The 20,448-nt window shown below is 62.9% G+C and carries 19 protein-coding genes; 6 read left to right on the forward strand and 13 right to left on the reverse strand.

The genetic code is table 11. The features are described 5' to 3' along the window. Positions 1–51: 51 nt before the first annotated feature. Positions 52–936 carry a LysR family transcriptional regulator gene (locus AC07N6_RS03140; RefSeq protein WP_494780859.1) on the reverse strand — a complete coding sequence of 295 codons (885 nt, stop codon included), beginning with the start codon at positions 934–936 and terminating at the stop codon, positions 52–54. A gap of 549 nt (positions 937–1,485) precedes the next feature. Between AC07N6_RS03140 and gloA the strand changes: the two genes are divergently transcribed. Then, entirely contained in the window at positions 1,486–1,872 is a 387-nt protein-coding gene (gene gloA, locus AC07N6_RS03145) for a lactoylglutathione lyase (protein WP_050468214.1), read from the forward strand. A gap of 141 nt (positions 1,873–2,013) precedes the next feature. Here the strand turns inward: gloA and AC07N6_RS03150 are convergent, their stop codons facing one another. The 11 genes from AC07N6_RS03150 to AC07N6_RS03200 form a co-directional block, all read right to left on the reverse strand. Beyond that, positions 2,014–3,000 carry a M48 family metallopeptidase gene (locus AC07N6_RS03150; RefSeq protein WP_494780860.1) on the reverse strand — a complete coding sequence of 329 codons (987 nt, stop codon included), beginning with the start codon at positions 2,998–3,000 and terminating at the stop codon, positions 2,014–2,016. Positions 3,001–3,038: 38 nt separating this feature from the next. Continuing rightward, entirely contained in the window at positions 3,039–3,836 is a 798-nt protein-coding gene (locus tag AC07N6_RS03155; protein WP_494780861.1) for a lysophospholipid acyltransferase family protein, read from the reverse strand. Positions 3,837–3,873: 37 nt separating this feature from the next. Further along, positions 3,874–4,431 (reverse strand): D-glycero-beta-D-manno-heptose 1,7-bisphosphate 7-phosphatase, encoded by a 558-nt coding sequence (gmhB, locus tag AC07N6_RS03160; RefSeq protein ID WP_494780862.1) that lies wholly within the window; start codon positions 4,429–4,431, stop codon positions 3,874–3,876. A gap of 85 nt (positions 4,432–4,516) precedes the next feature. Then, on the reverse strand, positions 4,517–6,637 hold the full coding sequence (glyS, locus tag AC07N6_RS03165) for a glycine--tRNA ligase subunit beta (RefSeq protein ID WP_494780863.1): 2,121 nt from the start codon (positions 6,635–6,637) through the stop codon (positions 4,517–4,519). A 76-nt stretch (positions 6,638–6,713) separates the two neighbouring features. After that, entirely contained in the window at positions 6,714–7,631 is a 918-nt protein-coding gene (gene glyQ, locus AC07N6_RS03170) for a glycine--tRNA ligase subunit alpha (RefSeq protein ID WP_494780864.1), read from the reverse strand. A gap of 167 nt (positions 7,632–7,798) precedes the next feature. Next, positions 7,799–9,430 carry an apolipoprotein N-acyltransferase gene (lnt, locus tag AC07N6_RS03175; RefSeq protein WP_494780865.1) on the reverse strand — a complete coding sequence of 544 codons (1,632 nt, stop codon included), beginning with the start codon at positions 9,428–9,430 and terminating at the stop codon, positions 7,799–7,801. A 25-nt stretch (positions 9,431–9,455) separates the two neighbouring features. Next, the gene (locus AC07N6_RS03180; protein WP_494780866.1) at positions 9,456–10,334 is read right to left on the reverse strand and encodes a CorC family transporter; all 879 of its coding nucleotides are present in this window, start codon (positions 10,332–10,334) and stop codon (positions 9,456–9,458) included. A gap of 218 nt (positions 10,335–10,552) precedes the next feature. Continuing rightward, entirely contained in the window at positions 10,553–11,011 is a 459-nt protein-coding gene (ybeY, locus tag AC07N6_RS03185) for an rRNA maturation RNase YbeY (protein WP_494780867.1), read from the reverse strand. Next, positions 10,995–12,128: a PhoH family protein gene (locus tag AC07N6_RS03190; RefSeq protein WP_494780868.1), complete on the reverse strand. Its 1,134-nt coding sequence runs from the start codon at positions 12,126–12,128 to the stop codon at positions 10,995–10,997. The genes ybeY and AC07N6_RS03190 overlap by 17 nt, the downstream gene beginning before the upstream one ends. Positions 12,129–12,153: 25 nt before the next feature. Next, the gene (miaB, locus tag AC07N6_RS03195; protein WP_494780869.1) at positions 12,154–13,494 is read right to left on the reverse strand and encodes a tRNA (N6-isopentenyl adenosine(37)-C2)-methylthiotransferase MiaB; all 1,341 of its coding nucleotides are present in this window, start codon (positions 13,492–13,494) and stop codon (positions 12,154–12,156) included. 348 nt (positions 13,495–13,842) lie between these two features. Continuing rightward, the gene (locus AC07N6_RS03200) at positions 13,843–14,403 is read right to left on the reverse strand and encodes an FxDxF family PEP-CTERM protein (protein WP_494780870.1); all 561 of its coding nucleotides are present in this window, start codon (positions 14,401–14,403) and stop codon (positions 13,843–13,845) included. A 576-nt stretch (positions 14,404–14,979) separates the two neighbouring features. Here AC07N6_RS03200 and AC07N6_RS03205 point away from each other — a divergent pair. The 5 genes from AC07N6_RS03205 to AC07N6_RS03225 all read left to right on the forward strand — a co-directional run bounded on the left by AC07N6_RS03205 (position 14,980) and on the right by AC07N6_RS03225 (position 19,424). After that, the gene (locus AC07N6_RS03205; RefSeq protein ID WP_494780871.1) at positions 14,980–15,903 is read left to right on the forward strand and encodes an ABC transporter substrate-binding protein; all 924 of its coding nucleotides are present in this window, start codon (positions 14,980–14,982) and stop codon (positions 15,901–15,903) included. Positions 15,904–15,924: 21 nt separating this feature from the next. Further along, entirely contained in the window at positions 15,925–16,611 is a 687-nt protein-coding gene (locus tag AC07N6_RS03210) for an amino acid ABC transporter permease (RefSeq protein ID WP_494780872.1), read from the forward strand. A gap of 36 nt (positions 16,612–16,647) precedes the next feature. After that, positions 16,648–17,352 (forward strand): GntR family transcriptional regulator, encoded by a 705-nt coding sequence (locus tag AC07N6_RS03215; protein ID WP_494780873.1) that lies wholly within the window; start codon positions 16,648–16,650, stop codon positions 17,350–17,352. 2 nt (positions 17,353–17,354) lie between these two features. Then, on the forward strand, positions 17,355–18,092 hold the full coding sequence (locus AC07N6_RS03220; protein WP_494780874.1) for an amino acid ABC transporter ATP-binding protein: 738 nt from the start codon (positions 17,355–17,357) through the stop codon (positions 18,090–18,092). Between the two features lie 168 nt (positions 18,093–18,260). Further along, positions 18,261–19,424, forward strand: coding sequence for a mandelate racemase/muconate lactonizing enzyme family protein (locus tag AC07N6_RS03225; protein ID WP_494780875.1), 1,164 nt, complete (start codon positions 18,261–18,263; stop codon positions 19,422–19,424). A gap of 114 nt (positions 19,425–19,538) precedes the next feature. Here the strand turns inward: AC07N6_RS03225 and AC07N6_RS03230 are convergent, their stop codons facing one another. Beyond that, the gene (locus AC07N6_RS03230; protein ID WP_494780876.1) at positions 19,539–20,435 is read right to left on the reverse strand and encodes a LysR family transcriptional regulator; all 897 of its coding nucleotides are present in this window, start codon (positions 20,433–20,435) and stop codon (positions 19,539–19,541) included. Positions 20,436–20,448: the final 13 nt, after the last annotated feature.

The raw sequence follows: 20,448 nt of genomic DNA on the forward strand, positions 1-20,448 counted from the left end.
GTGACGAGGCAATGTCGGCGCTGCCGTTGCCGTTGCCGTTTGCGTGGGCCGTCAGGCCATCTCGGCCGGTTGGCTGTACCACTGTGAAATGAAATCCAGGAAGCACTGGATCTTGCGGATGCGCTGGCCGCCCGGCGCATACACCGCATACAGCGGCCGGTCGGACACGGTGAACTGCGGCAGGATGATTTCCAGTTCGCCCGCCTGCACCTCGCGCAGGATGGAGCGCATCGGCAGCATGGCGATGCCCATGCCGCGCACCGCCGCCTTTTGCAGCACCAGGAAGGTGTTGGAGTAGAAGGCGACATTCTCGGGTTTGACGCGCAGGTTTTCTTCTTCGTGGGTGAAATGCCAGATGGGGTCGTTGGTGTGGACCAGGCATTGGTGCTCGGTCAGGTCGCGCGGCTCCAGCGGACGGCGCGAACGCGCCAGATAGGAGGGCGCGGCACAGATCACGAATTGCAGCATCGCCATCTTTTTTACCATCACCGACGAGTCGCGCAGGTACTTGGTCTGGAAGGCGATCTCATGGCCGGAGCCGAGGAACTCATGCGTGCGGTCCGAGACGCCGCCAAGGTCCAGCTTGACCTTGATCAGCGGATGCTCGGCGGCGAAGGAGGCGATGGCATCGCCCAGGTCGAGGCTGCCGATCCATTTCGGCGACACGATGCTCAGCGAGCCCTCGGCCCGTTCGCGCAGCCCGCGCAGTTCCTCTTCTTCGACCGTCAGTTCATGCAGGATGCGGCGGCAGAATTCGTAATGGCTGGTGCCGGCCTTGGTCAGCGTGACCGAACGCGTGGTGCGGTTCAGCAGGCGCGTTCCCACCTGTTCTTCCAGGTCCGCAATATGCCGCGACACCAGCGCGCGCGACAGGCGTAGCGTACGTGCCGCCGTCGAAAAGCTGTTGGCCTCCACCACCAGGACGAAACTTTTCATTATCGTAAATCGATCCATCTCTCACTATCCTTGCAAATCCGGAGGATCGTGGTTCGGGCGTGCGCGCACAGGCGATGCGCGGCCGCGGCGGGCTGCGCATGTGCTTCACTGCTCGGATTGGATCCCCCTCGTTTTTGAGAAACCCGCAGGTTTCAAGGAGTCGCGATCATCGATCTTTTGGCGTAGCCGACGTCGTCTTTCGTTTTTGCTTTTGGTTCTAGTGTAAATCGATTCGCTTGTCTTGCACCATGTTTGCGTCAGGTCTTCCAGCGAACTGTTGAGCGGCTTGCAACATAAGTGCCAGTCCCTGACGCGGCAGGCCGCGTCGCCTAACATGGCGGCGTATAAAAGCCATCCTGATATGCAAGTCCGTCCGGCCTGTGTCTGGTGAGGACGCAGGCCTTGGTGCCCCGGTCGGGTTCGGCCGGGGCTTTTTTGTTTGGCACTCAGGATCGCGGGTACGGGATGCCTTCAGCGGGAGGGCGCGGGGCACGAAACATTCAGTGCGTCTACAATACGGGCCTTACCCAGCAACATTTTGAGGCACACATGCGAATTCTCCATACCATGCTGCGAGTCGGCGACCTGCAACGCTCCATCGATTTCTACACCAGAGTGCTTGGCATGAAGCTTCTGCGCACGTCGGAAAACACCGAGTACAAATACACGCTGGCGTTCCTGGGCTATGGTTCCAACCCCGACCATGCGGAGCTGGAGCTGACCTATAACCACGGCGTCGACAAGTACGAGATGGGCACCGCCTACGGCCACATCGCCATTTCAGTGGAAGACGCGTACAAGGCCTGCGAAGCCGTCAAGGCAGCCGGCGGCAATGTCACGCGTGAAGCCGGCCCGGTCAAGGGCGGCGCCACGGTGATTGCCTTTGTCACCGACCCGGACGGCTACAAGGTCGAGTTCATCGAACACAAGAAGTGATGCAGTGATCGCAGGCGCAGGGGATGGGGAGAGGCGAAAGCGATACCCGGTTCCGATGCGCAGGCGCCGTATCCATTGAGCCCGCTTGCGGGCTCTTGTTTTTTACGGTTCCGTTTGGGGCTTGTACGCGATCGCCTGCGATCAGAAGATCGGCAGGGTTTCCGGCGCGCTGTCGCGCAGCGCTTTCTTGGCCAGCTCGAATTCGGGGAAGATCGATTGCACCGTGGCCCAGAAGCGCGGGCTGTGGTTCATCTCGCGCAGGTGCGCCAGCTCATGCGCGATCACATAATCGATCAGCGGCAGGGCGAAGTGCATCAGGCGCCAGTTCAGGCGGATGCGGCCGTCGGCGGTGCATGAGCCCCATTGCGTGGTGGCCGAAGACAGCGCGTAGGAGCGGTAGGTGACGCCGAGCTTTTCGGCGTAGACAATCAGGCGCTTGCCGAACAGTTCTTCGGCGCGCGCCTGCAGCCAGCCTTGCACGCGGTCCTTCAATTGCTGCTCGCCGGCGTCGGCGGGCAGGCTTACGTTCAGCTCGCGCGCATCCTCGTCGAGATAGACCGCGGCCCGTTGGCCGGCGCGGATGCGCAGCGTGATGTCGGCGCCCAGGTAGGGCAGCGTGGCGCCGTCGCGCCATTGCATCTGCGGTTGCAGGCGGCGTGCCGAGCGCTCGCGGCGCTCATTGAGCTTGGCCAGGATCCAGCGCTGCTTTTCGCGGATGGCGTTTTCGATCTCGGCCAGCGTCACCCATTTGGGCGAGGTCACGCGCAGCCCTTCGTCGCTCACCAGGAAACCGATGGTGCTGCGCTTGGAGCGCAGCAGCGCGTAATCCAATGTGTGTTCGCCCAGCTGGATGCGGCGTTTGCCGTCGGCCGGGCGGCCGCTCGGCGGCGGCACCAACGTGGTGGGCGGCGCGAGGACCGGGGGCGGCAGCGGCGCGGCATGCACCACCGGTGCGGGCGTGACGATCAGCGGCGGCTGCAGCGTCGGCGACGGCAAGGCCGGGCCGGGATCCTGGATCGGGGTAATCTGTTGCGCGGGCGACTGTCCCTGCTCCGGCTCCGGAGCGAACAAATCCAGTTGCAGCGAAAGCTGGTTGGGATTGGGCTTGGGTTTGCGAAGCAGTTTCAATGGAGTCGCGGCGTCCTGATATGTCGGTTGGCTATTTGCTAAGACCCGGCCGGATCGACAGGATCGGCGGCGGCCTGCCGGGGCGCGCTGTTGTTGTATGCGTCCGGCGAAATCACGCGCATCTCGGATTCTATCCAATTTTCAACGCGCGCGTTGAGCTCGTTGGGCGACAGCCCGGCGGGCGAGATCGGCTTCCCGATCGATACCGTGATGGTTCCCGGTTGTTTGGCGAAGGAGCCCTTGGGCCAGCGTTCGCCGGAGTTGACGGCGATGGGCACCACCAGCGTATTGGTTTCCACCGCCAGGCGCGAGCCGCCCGCCTTGTATTTGCCCTGCGAGCCGACCTTGGTGCGCGTGCCTTCCGGAAACATCACGATCCATTGGCCGTCGGCCAGCCTGCGGCGGCCGTGTTCCAGCACCTGCGAGAAGGCGTCGCGGCCCTTGCTGCGGTCGATCGGGATCATGCGCAACAGGCCGATGCCCCAGCCGAAGAAGGGGATATAGGTGAGTTCCTTCTTGAACACGAACACCAGCGGGCGCGGCATGTTGATGACGTAGAAGATGGTCTCCCAGGCCGACTGGTGCTTGGACAGCAGGATCACCGGCGCATCGGGCAGGTTTTCCTTGCCGCGGATCTCATAGCGGATGCCGCAGATGACTTTGGCGCTCCAGATGACGAACACATTCCAGCGCGAGGTCCACCAGTAGCGTTGCGCATAAGGGAAGGGCGCGGACAAGAGGCAGGCGAAGGACCAGATGATGGTGGCGACCGCCATCAGGACCAGGAACACTACCGAACGCAGAATCAAGGTAAGGCGCAAAATACACTCTCCCATGCCGCAGCATGCTTTTGTTTGGTGATGAAACGGGGCTCTATACCGACACGTCGACCGGCGACTTGAGGATGAAATCGACCACCGCGGACAGGTTGGGGTAGACCAGCGTACCCGGCGGCAGGCCGCCCTTGGCATTGGTCTTTTCGCCCTTGCCGGTCAGCACCAGATAGGGCGCGCAGCCGGCCACGAAGCCGGCCTGCAGGTCGCGCAGCGAATCGCCCACGGTGACCACGCCGCCGCGCAGGCTGATGCCGAAGCGCTTGGCGATCTCGAGGAACATGCCGGGCTTGGGCTTGCGGCAGTCGCAGTTGTCATCGGCCGAGTGCGGGCAAAAGAACACGGCATCGATGTCGGCGCCGACCTGTTGGGCCGCGGTGTGCATCTTATGGTGGATGGCGTTGAGGGTCTTGATGTCGAACAGCCCGCGCGCCACGCCGGACTGGTTGGTGGCGACCACCACCCGGTAGCCGGCCTGGTTCAGGCGCGCGATGGCTTCCAGCGATCCCTTGATCGGGATCCACTCGTCGGGCGATTTGATGAACGCGTCGGAGTCGTGGTTGATGACGCCGTCGCGATCGAGAATGATCAGTTTCATGCGGTAGGCTTCCCTTCATGCAATCCGCCGCGCTGGCCTGGGGCCATGCGCGGCGGATCTTCCCGGTATCGGTCTTGCTTATGTATTACGCGGCCAGCTTGGAAATGTCGGCCACCTGGTTCAGCATGCCATGCAGCTCCGCCAGCAACGCCTGGCGGTTCTTGCGCAACTGTTCGTCTTCGGCGTTGACCATCACGTCGTTGAAGAAGGCGTCGACATTCTGCCGCAATTGCGCCAGCGCTTTCAATGCGCCGGCGAAATCGCCCTTGGCATAGGCCGCTTCGACCTGCGGGCGCGACAACTGCATGGCCGAATGCAGGCCTTGCTCGGCGATTTCGCGCAGCAGGCCATTTTGCACCTTGCCGTGGCCGTCGATGGCCACGCCTTCGATTTTCTTCAGGATGTTGGTAATGCGCTTGTTGGCCGCGGCCAGGGCCTCGGCTTCGGGCAAGGCGGCGAAGGCCTTGACCGCGTCCAGGCGCTCGACCACGTTGTCGAGCACGGCCGGCTGTTGCGCCACCACCGCTTCGACTTCATTCTGCGCGAAGCCGCGCTCGCGCAGCAGGCCGCGCAGGCGGTCGTACAGGAAGGCCAGCACATCGGCGCCCGGGTTCTTGAAATTGGCGTTGCCGGCGAACAGCGCGGCCGCGGCCTCCACCAGCACCGGCAGCGACAGCGGCAGGCGCTTTTCGACCAGCATGCGCAGCACGCCCAGGGCGTGGCGGCGCAGCGCGAACGGATCCTTGTCGCCGGTCGGCTGCAGGCCGATGCCCCAGATCCCGACCAGGGTTTCCAGCTTGTCGGCCAGCGCCACGGCGGTGCCGGTCGCGGTGGCCGGCAGCGCGTCGCCGGCAAAGCGCGGCTGGTAGTGTTCGGAGGCGGCTTGCGCGACGTCTTCGGCTTCGCCGTCATGGCGCGCGTAGTAGGTGCCCATGATGCCTTGCAGCTCGGGGAACTCGCCCACCATGTCGGTCAGCAGGTCGGCCTTGGCCAGCAGCGCGCCGCGCTCGGCCAGCGCCACGTCGCCGCCCAACAGGCCGGCGATCTTGCCGGCCAGCGCCTGGACGCGCTCGGTGCGCTGCAACTGGTTGCCCAGCTTGTTGTGGTAGACCACGTTGGCCAACAGCGGCACGCGGTCGGCCAGCTTTTTCTTCTTGTCCTGCTCGAAGAAGAACTTGGCGTCCGACAGGCGCGGGCGCACCACGCGTTCGTTGCCGCCGATGATGTGTTCGGGATGCGCGGTCTCCAGGTTGGAGACGATCAGGAAGCGCGAGCGCAGTTTTCCGTTGGCGTCGGTCAGCGCGAAGTACTTCTGGTTGGTCTGCATGGTCAGGATCAGGCATTCCTGCGGCACGGCCAGGAACTCATCCTCGAACTTGCATTCGTAGACCACCGGCCATTCGACCAGCGCGGTCACTTCGTCGAGCAGGCTGTCGGGCATCAGCACCTGGTCGGCGCCGGCCTTGTCCAGCAGCGCGGCGCGGATCTTGTCGCGGCGTTCGGTGAAGCTGGCGATGACACGGCCTTGCGAGGCCAGCGTCTCGACGTAGGCGCCGGGCGCTGCGATCTGCAGCGCGCCCGGCGACAGGAAGCGGTGGCCCAGCGTGGTGCGGCCGGCGTCCAGGCCGAGGATGGTCAGCGGCAGCACGGCATCGCCGAACAGGGCCACCAGGTAATGCGCCGGGCGCACGAAATGCACGGTCTCGCCGGCGGCGCGGCCGAACTGGCGCTGGTAGCTCATGACCTTGGGGATCGGCAGCTTGGCGATGGACTCTTCCAATGCCGCCTGCAGGCCCTGGGCCAGGGCCGAGCCCTTGGCGGTATAGGTGTAGAAGAAGCTTTCGGCCTTGCCGTCCGGCGCGCGTTCCAGCTGGTCCGGCGTGATCACGGTGACGCCGGTGGCGGCGGCCAGGGAAGCCAGCTTCTTGACCAGCGGCGCGGCCGGGCGGCCTTCCGCATCCAGGCCGACCGAGACCGGCAACACCTTTTCGCGGATTGCCTTGTCGGGCGAGGCGGGGCGTACCTTGGTGATGGACACGGCCAGGCGGCGCGGCGTGGCGTAGGCGGTGGCGGCGGAATCGGATTCCAGGTAGCCGCGGCTTTGCAGGCCATTGAAGATACCGGCGGCGAAAGCGTCGCCCAGTTTGGCCAGCACCTTGGGCGGCAGTTCTTCGGTGACGAGTTCTACGAGAAGTGTTTGGTTCATGTTGTATGTCTTGCTGTCTTGCTCGGTGCGCCTGCAATGCCAGGCGCCGGTTCTGTCGTATGCGGCCGGGCCGCGCTCAGGCTGCGGCCTTGGCGCCGCCGTCGCCCAGCATGGGGAAGCCCAGGCGTTCGCGCGACTCGAAATAGGCTTGCGCCACGGCGCGCGAAAGGTTGCGGATACGGCCGATGTAGGCGGCGCGCTCGGTGACCGAGATGGCGCCGCGCGCATCGAGCATGTTGAAGGTGTGCGCCGCCTTGAGCACCTGCTCGTAGGCCGGCAGCGCCAGCGGCACTTCCATCAGGCGCTTGGCTTCGGCTTCGTAGTTGGAGAACAGCGAGAACAGGAACTCGGTGTTGGAGTACTCGAAGTTGAAGGTCGACTGCTCGACTTCATTCTGGTGGAACACGTCGCCGTAGGTCAGGTGTTTCTTGACGCCGTTTTCGGTCCATTCGGTCCACACCAGGTCGTAGACGTTTTCCACGCCTTGCAGGTACATCGCCAGGCGTTCGATGCCGTAGGTGATCTCGCCCAGCACCGGCTTGCAGTCCAGTCCGCCGACTTGCTGGAAATAGGTGAACTGGGTCACTTCCATGCCGTTCAACCACACTTCCCAGCCCAGGCCCCAGGCGCCCAGGGTCGGGTTTTCCCAGTCGTCCTCGACGAAGCGCACGTCGTTTTGCTGCAGGTCCAGACCCAGCGCTTGCAGTGAACCCAGGTACAGGTCGAGGATGTTTTCCGGGGCCGGCTTCAACACCACCTGGTATTGGTAGTAGTGCTGCATGCGGTTGGGATTTTCGCCGTAGCGGCCGTCCTTGGGGCGGCGCGACGGTTGCACGTAGGCGGCGCGCCACGGCTCGGGGCCGATCGCGCGCAGGAAGGTCGCGGTGTGCGAAGTGCCTGCGCCGACTTCCATGTCATAGGGCTGCAGCAGCGCGCAGCCTTGGGCGTCCCAATATTCTTGCAGCTTGAGGATGATTTGTTGAAATGTCAGCATCTTGTGTTGTTGCCTGAGGAATTGCCGGATGGAGCGGCAAGGAATTGCTAAAACCTTGAATTTTAGCGTCTTTTGGGCCGCTTGACCCGGTTTCGGGATGGCCGATTGCAGGCGAGTTTGAACTGTTTCAAGCCTTGAAACAGTCCGGTGCGCCGACTGGCGGCTGGTCAGTGGCGGATGCGCGCGGCCTTGTTGCGGCCCCAGGCCACCAGCAGCATCAGCAGGGCCAGCCCGACCACCAGCTTGTTGCCCAGCAGAATGTAGGGCGTCTGGCCGGCATAGCCTTGCACCTGCGCGGCGAGCGTGCCGCGCGTATAGGGGGCCAGTTCCTGCAGTGCACCGTCGGGCACGATCACGGCGGTGGCGCCGGTGTTGGTGGCGCGCAGCATCGGGCGGCCGGTCTCCAGCGTGCGCATCTGCGAAATCTGCAAATGCTGCGGCAGCGCGATGGAATTGCCGAACCAGGCGATGTTGGACAGGTTCAGCAGCACGCTGGCCTGCGGCTGGCCGGCGCGATAGGCGTCGCGCAACTGGCCGGAGATTTCTTCGCCGAACAAGTCTTCGTAGCAGATATTGGGCAGCACCCACTGGTCTTTCACGGCGAATGGCGGCTGCACGGCATCGCCGCGCGTCATGTCGCCCAGCGGGATATGCATCATGTCGACGAACCAGCGAAAGCCCAGCGGGATGAATTCGCCGAAAGGCACCAGGTGGTGCTTGTCATAACGATAAGGCGACACCGCCGAGCCGGCTTCGGGGCCGAAGCCCAGCACCGAATTGGCGTATTGCATCGGCGCGTCCGACAACGGAATGCCCAGCGCCAGGTGGCTGCCGCTCGATTGCGCGAAGCGCACCAGGCGCGCCAGGTAGTCCGGCGGCAGTTGCTGGGGCAGCAAGGGGATGGCGGTTTCCGGCGTGGCGATCAGGTCGGCCGGTTCGGCGCTGATCATCTGCTCGTACATGGTGAGGGTGGATACCAGCGCATCGTTGGAGAATTTCATTTCCTGCGGGATATTGCCCTGCAGGAGCCGCACCGAGATCGGCTGGCCTTGCGGCGTGGTCCAGGCCACCTGGCGCAGCGCCAGCCCGCCGGCGCATAACGCCAGCACCGTCGCCAGCGGCACGCCGATGCGGATGGCGGCGCCGGCCGCGCCCTTGCGGCGCATTCCCTGCCACAGCAGCGCCAGCGCGCCGGCCGCCAGCGCGGCGATCCAGCCCACGCCATAGACCCCGCCCACGGCCGCGAAACCGGCCAGCGGCCCGGCGGTGTGCGCATAGCCGGACACCAGCCAGGGGAAGCCGGTGAAGATCCAGCCGCGCGCCCATTCGGACAAGGCCCACAGCGCCGGCAGCATCAGCAGGCCCATCGTCAGCGGCGACGACGACCAGTGCTTGCGTAGCCAGCCGGCCAGCGCCATGGCGCCGCCGGCGTACAGGCCGAGGTACAGCGCCAGCAAGGCCACGGCCAGGGCCGCCATCCAGGAGGGCATGCCGCCATAGTCGTGCATGCTGATGTACAGCCAGTGCACGCCGGCCGCGGCCCAGCCGAAACCGTACAGCCAGCCCTGCAGGAAGTGCCGGCGCGCGCCGGCCTGGGGGGCGGCGATGGTCTGGTGGAACAGCCAGGCCAGCGCCACGATCTGCAGCGGCCACAGCTTGAACGGCGCGAACGCGAAGACGTTGGCCGCGCCCGCCAGGATAGGCAGCAGCAGCGGCAGCAGCGCGGCCGGGCCGATGCGCTTGCGCGCGGCGGTTGCCCCGCGCTGCTCAGGAGTGTTGTTCGGGACGGGGGAGTTCACGCTGGACAGTGCCGGGAGAGCGGGATTATTCGTCTTCCGCCGCTGCGGGAGACAGCTTGGAAACCAGCAGGACATGCACCTGGCGGGCGTCGGCGCGCAGCACTTCGAAATGCAGGCCGTCGATGTCGAACTCGTCGCCCTTGCGCGGCACGCGGCCGAGGTGGTTGGCGACCAGGCCGCCGATGGTGTCGGCATCCTCGTCTTCGAGGCGGCAGCCGACCTCATCGTTGAACTGTTTGATTTCGGTGAGCGCCTTGACGCGCCAGCGCGCGCCGTTGGGGCCGTCCTTCAGGGCCAGCACATTGTCTTCGGCTTCGTCGAAATCGTATTCGTCCTCGATGTCGCCGACGATCTGTTCCAGCACGTCCTCGATGGTGATCAGGCCGGCCACGCCGCCGTATTCGTCGACCACGATGGCCATGTGGTTGCGGTTGGCGCGGAAGTCGCGCAGCAGCACGTTGAGGCGCTTGGATTCGGGGATGAAGATGGCCGGGCGCAGCATGTCGCGCACGTCGAACGATTCTTCGGCGTAGTAGCGCAGCAGGTCCTTGGCCAGCAGGATGCCGACCACCTTGTCGCGCTCGCCGTCCACGGCGGGGAAGCGCGAGTGCGAGGTCGACAGCACGTCGGGCATCCAGGTTTCGATGGGCTTGCTGATGTCGATGCTGTCCATCTGCGAGCGCGGCACCATGATGTCGCGCGCGGCCAGGTCGGAGACCTGGAACACGCCTTCGATCATCGACAGGGCGTCGGCGTCGATCAGGTTGCGTTCGTGCGCGTCATGCAGCACTTCGAGCAACTCTGCGCGGTTTTCTGGTTCAGGGGAAATCAGAGCGGTGAGGCGTTCAAACAATGAACGATGGGGTTTAGCGTCAGACTTGACGCTACTAGGGTGTTCTTGCATGGCGTTAGGCGCGAGCCCGACGTAGTTTTGAAGAGGCATAGGATACAACAATTATGTGACAAGTCCACTAAACCGCCGCAAGCCCAGGTGCGGTGCGGCTTGCGCGCAGATGCCGTCAGTTGCATGCCGGAAACTGGGAAATCCCGCCTGTTGCCGCCAGCCGGGCGAAAAAAAGCCGGCCACGCTCGCGCGTGCCGGCTATTTCCGCGCATGGGGGCTCAGCGCCCGGCGTAAGGGTCGGCAAAGCCCAGCCCGGCCAGCAATTCGGTCTCCAGCGTTTCCATTTCGACCGCTTCTTGCTCGTCTTCATGGTCGTAGCCCTGCGCATGCAGCACGCCGTGCACCACCAGGTGGGCGGTGTGCTCGATGACGCTCTTTTTCTGCTCGGCGGCTTCCTTCTCCAGCACGTCGGTGCAGAAGATGATGTCGGCCTGCGTCACTTCACTGTCTTCATCCTCTGTATAGGCGAAGGTCAGCACATTGGTCGCATAGTCCTTGCCGCGGTAGTCGCGGTTCAGCGCGCGGCCTTCGGCGGCATCGACGAAGCGCAGCGTCAGTTCGGCCGGGGCGAACAGCGCGGCCTGCACCCAGCGGCGCAGCATGGGGCGGGTAACGGTGTCTTTCAGGCTGGCGTCGGCATATTGCACCGACAGGGCGAGCTTAGGTTTTGCGGACATTGCGGGGCTTGGCTGCTTTGGTCAGGGGGTTGGCGGCCGCGCGCGCGGTGCCGCGGGCGGTGTCGGGTTTCGGGTTGTTGTGCCCATCGTAGGCATCGACGATGCGCGCCACCAGCGGATGGCGCACCACGTCGGCGCTGGTGAAGCGCGAGAAGGCGATGCCGCGCACATTGTGCAGCACCGTCAGGGCGTCGACCAGGCCGCTCTTCTGGCCGTGGTGCAGGTCGACCTGGGTGACGTCGCCGGTCACCACCGCCTTGCTGCCGAAGCCGATGCGGGTCAGGAACATCTTCATCTGTTCCGGCGTGGTGTTTTGCGCCTCGTCCAGGATGATGAAGGCATGGTTCAGCGTGCGGCCGCGCATGTAGGCCAGCGGCGCGATCTCGATGGCCTGCTTCTCGAACAGCTTTTGCGTGCGGTCGAAACCCAGCAGGTCGTACAGCGCGTCATACAGCGGGCGCAGGTAAGGGTCGATCTTCTGCGCCAGGTCGCCCGGCAGGAAGCCCAGGCGCTCGCCGGCTTCCACCGCCGGGCGGGTGAGCACGATGCGCTGCACCGAATCGCGCTCCAGCGCGTCCACCGCGCAGGCCACGGCCAGGTAGGTCTTGCCGGTGCCGGCCGGGCCGACGCCGAAGGTGATGTCGTGTTCCAGGATGGCGTTGAGATACTGGCTCTGGTGCGGCGTGCGGCCGCGCAGGTCGTGCTTGCGGGTTTTCAGGATCGGGCTGTCGAGCGCCGCCTGCCCATCGTCGACGGCCGCATCCTCCTTGATGGGCGCCTCCGCCTTGCGTGCGCGGCGAACGCTGGCGCTCAGCGGCGGCAGTCCGGCCTCTTCATCGGCGGCCGCGTTGGCGCGCTGTTCGACCAGCGCCAGTTGGACGTCGTCCAGCGACACCGCGCGGTCGGCGCGTTCGTAGAAACGCTCCAGCACGTCCACTGCGCGTTCGGCGTTGCTGCCGGTGACGATGAAACGGTCGCCGCGGCGGAAAATGGTCACATCCAGCGCGTTGGAAATCTGCCGCAGGTTTTCATCCAGCGCGCCGCACAGGTTGGCCAGGCGCCGGTTATCCAGCGGTTGCGGGATGAAGTGGTGCGGCTGGTTGGGGATCTTTTTCAATGAGGGGTCCGGTTTTTTTGTTTGGCTATTGTTTGACGACGATCTCGCCGCGCAGCGAGAACGGGAACGCCTGCAGGATGGCGACATCGACCATCTGGCCGACCAGGCGCGCGCCGTTGGGGCCGCCGTCGAAGTTGACCACGCGGTTGTTTTCAGTGCGGCCTTGCAATTCGTTGGGGTCGCGCTTGGAGGGGCCTTCGACCAGGATGCGCTGCACGCTGCCGAGCATGGAGGCGCTGATCCTGGCGACGTTGTCGTTGATGACCGCCTGCAGGCGCTGCAGGCGTTTCAACTTGACCTCCTGCGGCGTGTCGTCGGCCAGGTTGGCGGCCGGGGTGCCGGGGCGCGCGCTGAAGACGAAGGAGAAGCTGTTGTCGAAGCCGATGTCGTCGATGAGCTTCATCAGCGCCTCGAAATCCTCTTCGGTCTCGCCGGGGAAGCCGACGATGAAGTCGGACGACACCGTGATGTTGGGACGCACCTTGCGCAGGCGGCGGATCACCGACTTGTATTCGATGGCGGTATAGCCGCGCTTCATCGCCGCCAGCGTGCGGTCCGAGCCATGCTGCGCCGGCAGGTAGAGGTGGTCCACCAGCTTGGGCACCTTGGCGTAGGTATCGATCAGGCGCTGCGAGAATTCCTTGGGATGGCTGGTGACGAAACGGATGCGCTCGATGCCGGGCATCTCGGCGATGTATTCGATCAGCAGCGCGAAGTCGGCGATCTCGCCGTCTTCCATGGCGCCGCGGTAGGCGTTCACGTTCTGGCCCAGCAGCGTGATTTCCTTCACGCCCTGGTCGACCAGGCCGGCCACTTCGGTCAGCACGTCCTCGAAGCGGCGCGAGACTTCCTCGCCGCGGGTGTAGGGCACCACGCAATAGCTGCAATACTTGCTGCAGCCTTCCATGATGGAGACATAGGCGGTGGCGCCTTCCACGCGCGCCGGCGGCAGGTGGTCGAACTTTTCGATCTCGGGGAAGCTGATGTCGACTTGCGCGCGGCCGGTGTAGCGGCGCTCGCTGATCATCTGCGGCAGGCGGTGCAGGGTTTGCGGGCCGAACACCATATCGACATACGGCGCGCGCTTGACGATCGCTTCGCCTTCCTGCGAAGCCACGCAGCCGCCCACGCCGATCAGCAGGTCGGGATTCTTCTTCTTCAGCTCGCGCAGGCGGCCCAGGTCGGAAAACACCTTTTCCTGCGCCTTCTCGCGCACCGAGCAGGTATTGAGCAGGATCACGTCCGCCTCTTCGGGACGGTCGGTCTTGACCAGGCCTTCGGCGACGTTGAGCACATCGGCCATCTTGTCCGAGTCGTACTCGTTCATCTGGCAGCCGAAGGTTTTGATGAATACTTTCTTTTGCATAAATCTCAATCAAGCGTAGGGCGCGAGGGAAGATGCATGTGGGATGCGGGCGCCGGCAAAGGGAGGCGGCGGGCCGATTGGTAGTGCGGGGCGGCGCATGGCATCCGATGCGATGCCTGCGGAGCCTGCCGGCGCGGTGGGCGAGCCATTCCTCAAAGGCTGGCGATTATAGCACCTGATCCCTTGGGGGAGCCCGCCCGAGGTGGCCTTGGCGGGGCGCCGGAGCATGCGCGCAACAGCCCGGGCAAGCCAGGTTCGGTTGGCCAAAGCAAAACGCCCCGATGGCGAACCATCGGGGCGTTTTGCCGGTTCCGGCTGCCAGGCGCAGCCAGTGCCTGTCTGGCGCGATCAGGCCAGGGCCATGTTGCCTTGCGCGACGCTGCCGCCGTTTTTGCGGCGACGACGCACTGCCGCGAAACCGACCAGCGCCAGGCCGCCCAGCATCATGGCGGTAGTCGAGGCTTCAGGCACGGCCGAGATGCTCAGGTTGCCGCCGAAGCTGCCGCCCTTGCTGCCCAGGATGTTGCCTGCCACGGACAGGGTGTAATTGCCGGCGCTCAGGCCCGAGCTATCCAGGCTGAACGTCTGGAGATTGCCGGATGTGGATTGGACGCCGGTGATGGTTTGGCCATTGCCGCTCAGCGTGAAGCTGTTGATTTGCAGATTGGAGATGTTTTTCAGCGAGATCGAGATGATCGAGCTGGTGACATCAAACATGCTGCCAACGCTGAAGGTGAAATCCGACAGGAAGGACTTGCCGCTGCTGGCGCTGCCAAAGCTCGAACCGAAGTCCGATGTGATGTCGTTGAACACCAGCGCCTGGGAGGTGTTGACGTCTGCGGCGTTGGCTGAAGCGCCTGCGGCGAGCAGGGAGAAGGCAACGAAGATGCCGGTGAACAGCTTTTTCATGTTGGTACCCTATTCTTGATTGTGATGGGGAAGTCGTGGCGAATGGGATGGAGTGTTGACCTGAAGCGCTTCCATTATTCGCATGTTTTGCTGCGCTATCGATCGTAGAGCTCGACAGTGCGAAGCTTAATCATGACTTGGAAAAAACACAACGAAAATCTAACAAAAATTAGCATTTTTAAAGAAGTGTATTTTTTCCATGAAAGCCGCGCCAGTAAAGGATTTCAGAAGTTTTTTGAGAGAAATTTTTTACTGGAAAGTAAATGCTTTTTGGTAACTTTTTAGACCCGGAATAAAGTTGAATTTATTGCCTTATGGAATCTAATTCGGGGAAGGAAAATCTCTTTTTGTTGTGATGCAGAATCATTGGGGCGGGGCGGTCGGAGATCGCCGGGGAGCTGGAAAACCAAATCGATCCGATTCCCGGGTATTGAGCATTTCCAAATTCAGGCACGGCAGCGCGAATCCGGTGCGTTCGCACCAAGACCGATAGCAAGGCCAAGCCGCCTTGCCCCGAAATCTGGCTGAAACAGCGCAAATCAGGGTGGCCCGCAAATTGCTAAGGACACGGAATGGATGATTGCTGACAATCGACAATTATCCGTCAGGCCTCGAAAACGATTAACCGCAGTCCGTATTGCTTTTGAAAGGGAGATTCAAATGGTACGCCGCACTCTGCTCTTGTCTTTCGCTGTTGCCGTAGTTTCCGTCTGCGCCGCCATGGGCGCCCAGGCTGCGAATTGCCTGCCGGCACCGCCGAACCTGGTTGAACCGGGCACGCTGACGATCGGCGCCTCGCTCACTTCCCCGCCGACCGGCTTCATGAAGGACGACAAGCCATCAGGGCTCGACCCGGAGTTGATGACGGCCATCGCCGAGTCCATGTGCCTCAAGCCAAAATTCGTCAACATGGCTTTCGCCGGCCTGTTTCCCGCACTGATCGCCAAGAAGATCGACGTCATTCACTCCCAGGTCGGCATCACCGACGTCCGCAAGCAGACCTTTGATTTCGTTCCGGTCTTCCTGGGCGGCGTGCGCCTGATTGCCAAGAAAGACTCCAAGATCTATTTCCAGAGCGAACTGGACGCCTGTGGCTATACCACCGCGATCATGGGCGGATCGATGCAGTTGGCCATGCTCGAAAAGGTGAAGGAAAGCTGCCCCGCGGATAAGCCGATGGTGCTCAAGCCATTTGGCGGCCAGGCCGAGGCCATCAACGAAGTGGCCCGGGGCACCGCGCAAGCCGCCTATGTCGACTGGGGCGTTGCCAACTATGCCGTGCTCCAGCGCCCCAACGACTTCGCGGTCGCAAGCCCGATCCTGACCGGCAAGGGCCCCAATACCGAGCGTAACCGTATTGGCATCGTCTTCCGCAAGGGCGAGACCGAGAACCAGAAAGCAGTCGCCGCGGCGTTCAAGCAACTTGTCGATAACGGTTTCTACGACCAGTTGCTCAAGCGCTGGAATACCGCCGAAGGCGATATCCGCACCGTTAAATAATCAAGCACACGCCAGGCCATCATGCATTTCGACGCCGCATATTTTCTGGAACTCCTTTTTTCCACGCGATTCTTTGGCGCCATCTGGATGGTGGTCTGGATTACCGTGGTCTCGATGGCGCTTGGCATCGCCATCGGCATCATCGGCGGGGTCGTCCTGAACTCGCCGATTCCCTGGCTGCATCCCTTCATCAAGGGCTACGTCACGTTCTATCGCGGCATTCCGGTGCTGGTGCAGATCGTCTTTTGGTATAACGGCCTGACCGCCCTGACCGGGGGCGCCGTCAACCTGCCCGCAATGGTGGCCGGCGTGCTGGCGCTTGGCTTCAATGAAGGGGCCTATATGACTGAAATCATCCGCGCCGGCATCCAGTCGGTCGACCGCGGCCAGCGCGAAGCGTCGCAGGCATTGAACCTCAGTTACTGGAACATGATGCGCAAGGTGGTGATGCCGCAGGCGCTGCGTTTCGCCATTCCACCGACGGGGAACGAAGTCATCAACATGATCAAGAACACCACGCTGCTGTTCACGATTGCGGTCCCCGAGATATTCGGCACGGCGGTGAATATCTATAGCCAGAATTTCAAGTATTTCGAAGTGCTGTGCGTCATCGCCCTTATCTATGTCGCCATTGCCATCGTCTATAGTTTGTTGCAACGGGTGGTTGAGAAGCGGTTTAACCGCGGCCGCAGAGGGCTCTATGCCTGACCGCCGCCCGATAAATCAACTTTTTGCAGGGAATCCATGGTCATCAAAAGCATCAAGCGCAAGCCAGCCGAACAGTTAGCCGAAGAAGAGCTGCGGCGTCTCATCACATCCGGAGAAATGCTGCCCGGAACCCGGCTGCTGGAAATCCAGCTGGCCGAGCAGCTCGGCATCTCCCGCGGCACGCTGCGGGTCGCCTTGCACCAGTTGGCCAACCAGGGGCTGGTGGTGCAGACGCCATATACCGGCTGGGCGGTCGCCACCATCGCGCCCGAGGACTTGTGGGAGCTCTACACGCTGCGCGCCGGCCTGGAGGTCATGGCCGCCAGGCTGGCCTGCGAACAGCTCGACGATGTCGGTCGAGCGGAATTCGCGGCCATCTATGAAGCGTTGCTGACAGCCTGCTCGGAAGGCCAGTACCACGTCATTGCCGAGCGGGACTTCGACATGCACCAAAAGATCGTCACGCTGGCCAAGCACAAACGCTTGGCCGAGCACTATCGCCTGGTCGAGCAGCAGATCCGGATTTTCGTCGCGACGACCTATCACTTCGTCAGCGCCCCTGACTCGGTGATCGACCACCATCGCCCCATCGCCGAGGCAATCCTGGCACGGGATGGCGAGACCGCCGCGGCACTGCTGCAGGAACACGCCATCAGCGAAGGCAAGAAGCTGCACGCGTACCTGATCGAGAAAGAAATCATTGCCGCTCCCAGTCAACCACTTCGAGCAAAAGAATCCTAGCCATGACTACTGCCAACTACATCGAACTCAAGGGCGTCGGGAAATGGTACGGCGCGCACCATGTCCTGAAGGACATCAGCTTCGGCGTATCGAAAGGCGAGCGGGTGGTGATTTGCGGGCCGTCCGGTTCCGGAAAATCGACCCTGATCCGCTGCATCAACCGCCTCGAAAGCCACCAGAAGGGGGATATCTACGTAGGCGGCATTGCGCTCAAGGACGACACCGTGCATCGGGTGCGCGCGGAAATCGGCATGGTCTTCCAGCAGTTCAACCTGTTCCCGCATCTGACCATCATCGAGAATTGCATGCTGGCCCCGATGTACTCGCGCGGCATGTCGCGCGCCGATGCCCGCGCCATCGCCATGAAGTACCTGAAACGCGTCCATATCGAGAACCAGGCCGAAAAATATCCCGCAGCGCTCTCCGGCGGACAGCAGCAGCGGGTAGCGATTGCCCGCGCCCTGTGCATGGAACCGGAAATCATGCTGTTCGATGAGCCGACGTCCGCCCTGGATCCCGAGATGATCCAGGAGGTGCTCGACACCATGACCGAGTTGGCCGGAAGCGGCATGACCATGGTGTGCGTCACCCACGAGATGGGCTTTGCGCAGAATGTCGCCGACCGCGTCGTATTCATGGACCAGGGCGAAATCATCGAACAAGGCGCTCCCGCGGAGCTGTTTTCCGCGCCCAAGAGCGAGCGCCTGAAAAACTTCCTCGGACACATTCGCACCATCTAAGGCGCATCCACTCATGGAATACCTGCCTATGTAGTTATCTTCCGCTGCCGGAAGTAGCACGCCCGCAGCCAACCATCACCCCTGCAGTTTTTTTGGCCACGCGGTTTCGACGGCGTCCGGTTGGGGGGACGCTTATTCTTTCGAATCGCATATCACTCACGAGGCATCATGAAAATCACCAATGCGAAAGTTTATTTGATCAAGAGCGGATATCTCAATCCGGTTATCGTGCAACTCACGACCGATGACGGCACTACCGGCATCGGCGAGGCGGCAGTGGCTTATGGCCTGGGCTCGACCGCTGCCGCGGGCATGATCAAGGAGATGGTTGAGCGCATCATCATCGGCCGCGATCCGTTCCGCATCGAACAGCTGTGGTCGGAGATGTACGACAATTCGTTCTGGGCCAAAGGCGGCGGCGCCATTACGTTCGCAGGCATGAGCGCGATCGAGCAGGCCCTGTGGGACATCAAGGGCAAAGCCTGCAACTTGCCGGTGTATGAATTCCTGGGCGGGAAAGTCTTTGACGATGTGCCGGTGTACGCCAACGGATGGAACTACGATGCCTATGAGGCCGACGATTGGGCCCGCGCCGCGGAACGCCCTCTCAAGGATGGCTTCAAGGCCTTGAAGTGCTACCCGCTCGCCACGCTGGACAAGAACAAGCGCTTGCAACACGTCACCCGCCGCGCCCATGACCGCGAATTCATCGAGTTGGCATACCAGCGCGTCAAGAAGCTGGTGGAGTTTGTCGGCCCCGACATTGAAATCATGCTGGACCTGAGCGGCGGCTTGACCACCGACGAGACGATCCGCCTGGGCAAGCGCTACGAAGATCTGGGGATTACCTGGTTCGAAGAGCCGGCCGACGCTTTCGACGTCGGTGCGCTCAAGCGCATTGCCGACTCGACCACCATGTCCATTGCGGCCGGCGAACGCCTCTACACCCGTTACGGCTTCCGAAAAGTGCTGGAGCCCCAGATCGTGGATATCGTGCAGCCGGACGTGGGCAATACCGGCGGCATCATGGAAACGAAGAAGATCGCCGCCATGGCCGAGGCATACAACCTGCGCGTCGCCCCGCATAACTGCGCCAGCACCTTGTGCACGGCCAGCACCCTCCAGGTTGGCGTGACCATGCCCAATTTCATGACGCTGGAAATCTATCCTTATTTCAGCGACGCGCCGAACTATGTGCATGTCCTGGAAAACCCGCCGGAAGCGCGCATCAAGGATGGCCGCCTGGCGGTTCTTGGCGAGGCCGGGTTGGGCGCAAGGCTCAATGAGAAGGCGGTGGCCCCGTTCTTGTGGTCGGAAAGCAAGCTCGCTTGAATATTTAAGCTGCTTTCTTGTGAAGTGGTGAGCGCGATTAGCTCAGTGTCTTCTCCTTGGGCCTGCCTGGCTCGAGGAGAAGTATCGGCCGTGCCTGGATGGCATGCATCGCGTTCAATGACCCTGCTCGAACAGCCGCGTCGCCATATGGTCGACGAAGACCCGCACCTTGGGCGAGAGCTGCCGGCTGGCGGCCCAAACCGCCCAGAACTGGCCGCGTTCGGCGGTCTGCTCTTCCAGCACGCTCTTGATGCGCCCGGCAGCCAGCGCTTCGCGCACCAGGAAATCCGGCATGAAGCCGATGCCGTGTCCGGCCTCCAGCGCATGCAGTACCGCTTCCATATTGTTGAGCGTCATGGTGCGCGCGAAGCGCAGCTTCATCCAGCGCGGATCGGCCTTGATGGTCCAATCCATCAGCTTGCCGGTGGTGTGCATGCGATACAGCACGGCATCGTGGTCTTGCAGCGCGGCGATCGAGCGCGGCGCGCCGCGCGCCTTCAGGTAGGCCGGCGATGCGCACAAAAAGAAACGGAAGATGCCCAGGCGGCGCGCCATCAGGCCGGAGTCGGGCAGCTCGCCGCTGCGGATGGCGACGTCGATGCCGGCGTCGATGACGTCGACGATGCGGTCGCTGAAATCGATCTCCAGCTCGATCTCCGGATAGCGCGCGCGGAATTCCCCCAGGTGCGGCATCAGGAAGCGGTAGCCGGTGGTCGGGGTGCTGATGCGCAGGCGTCCGCGCGGCGCGTCCTGGGCGTGGGCCAATGAGGCTTGCGCTTCCTGCAGGTCATCCAGCACGCGGCGGCAGCGCTGGAAGAACATCTCGCCTTCGGCGGTCAGCTGCATGCGGCGCGTGCTGCGCTGGAACAGGCGCGCGCCGGCATTGCGCTCAAGGCGCGCGATGCTCTTGCCTACCGCCGAAGGCGAGAGGCCGAGCGAACGCGCGGCGGCGACGAAACTCAGGTGTTCCGCCGCGCGCACGAAGGCGATGATTCCGTTCAGGCTGTCCATGGGGGCTCCGGCA

This window comes from Herbaspirillum sp. GW821-FHT09A12 (assembly GCF_059418325.1).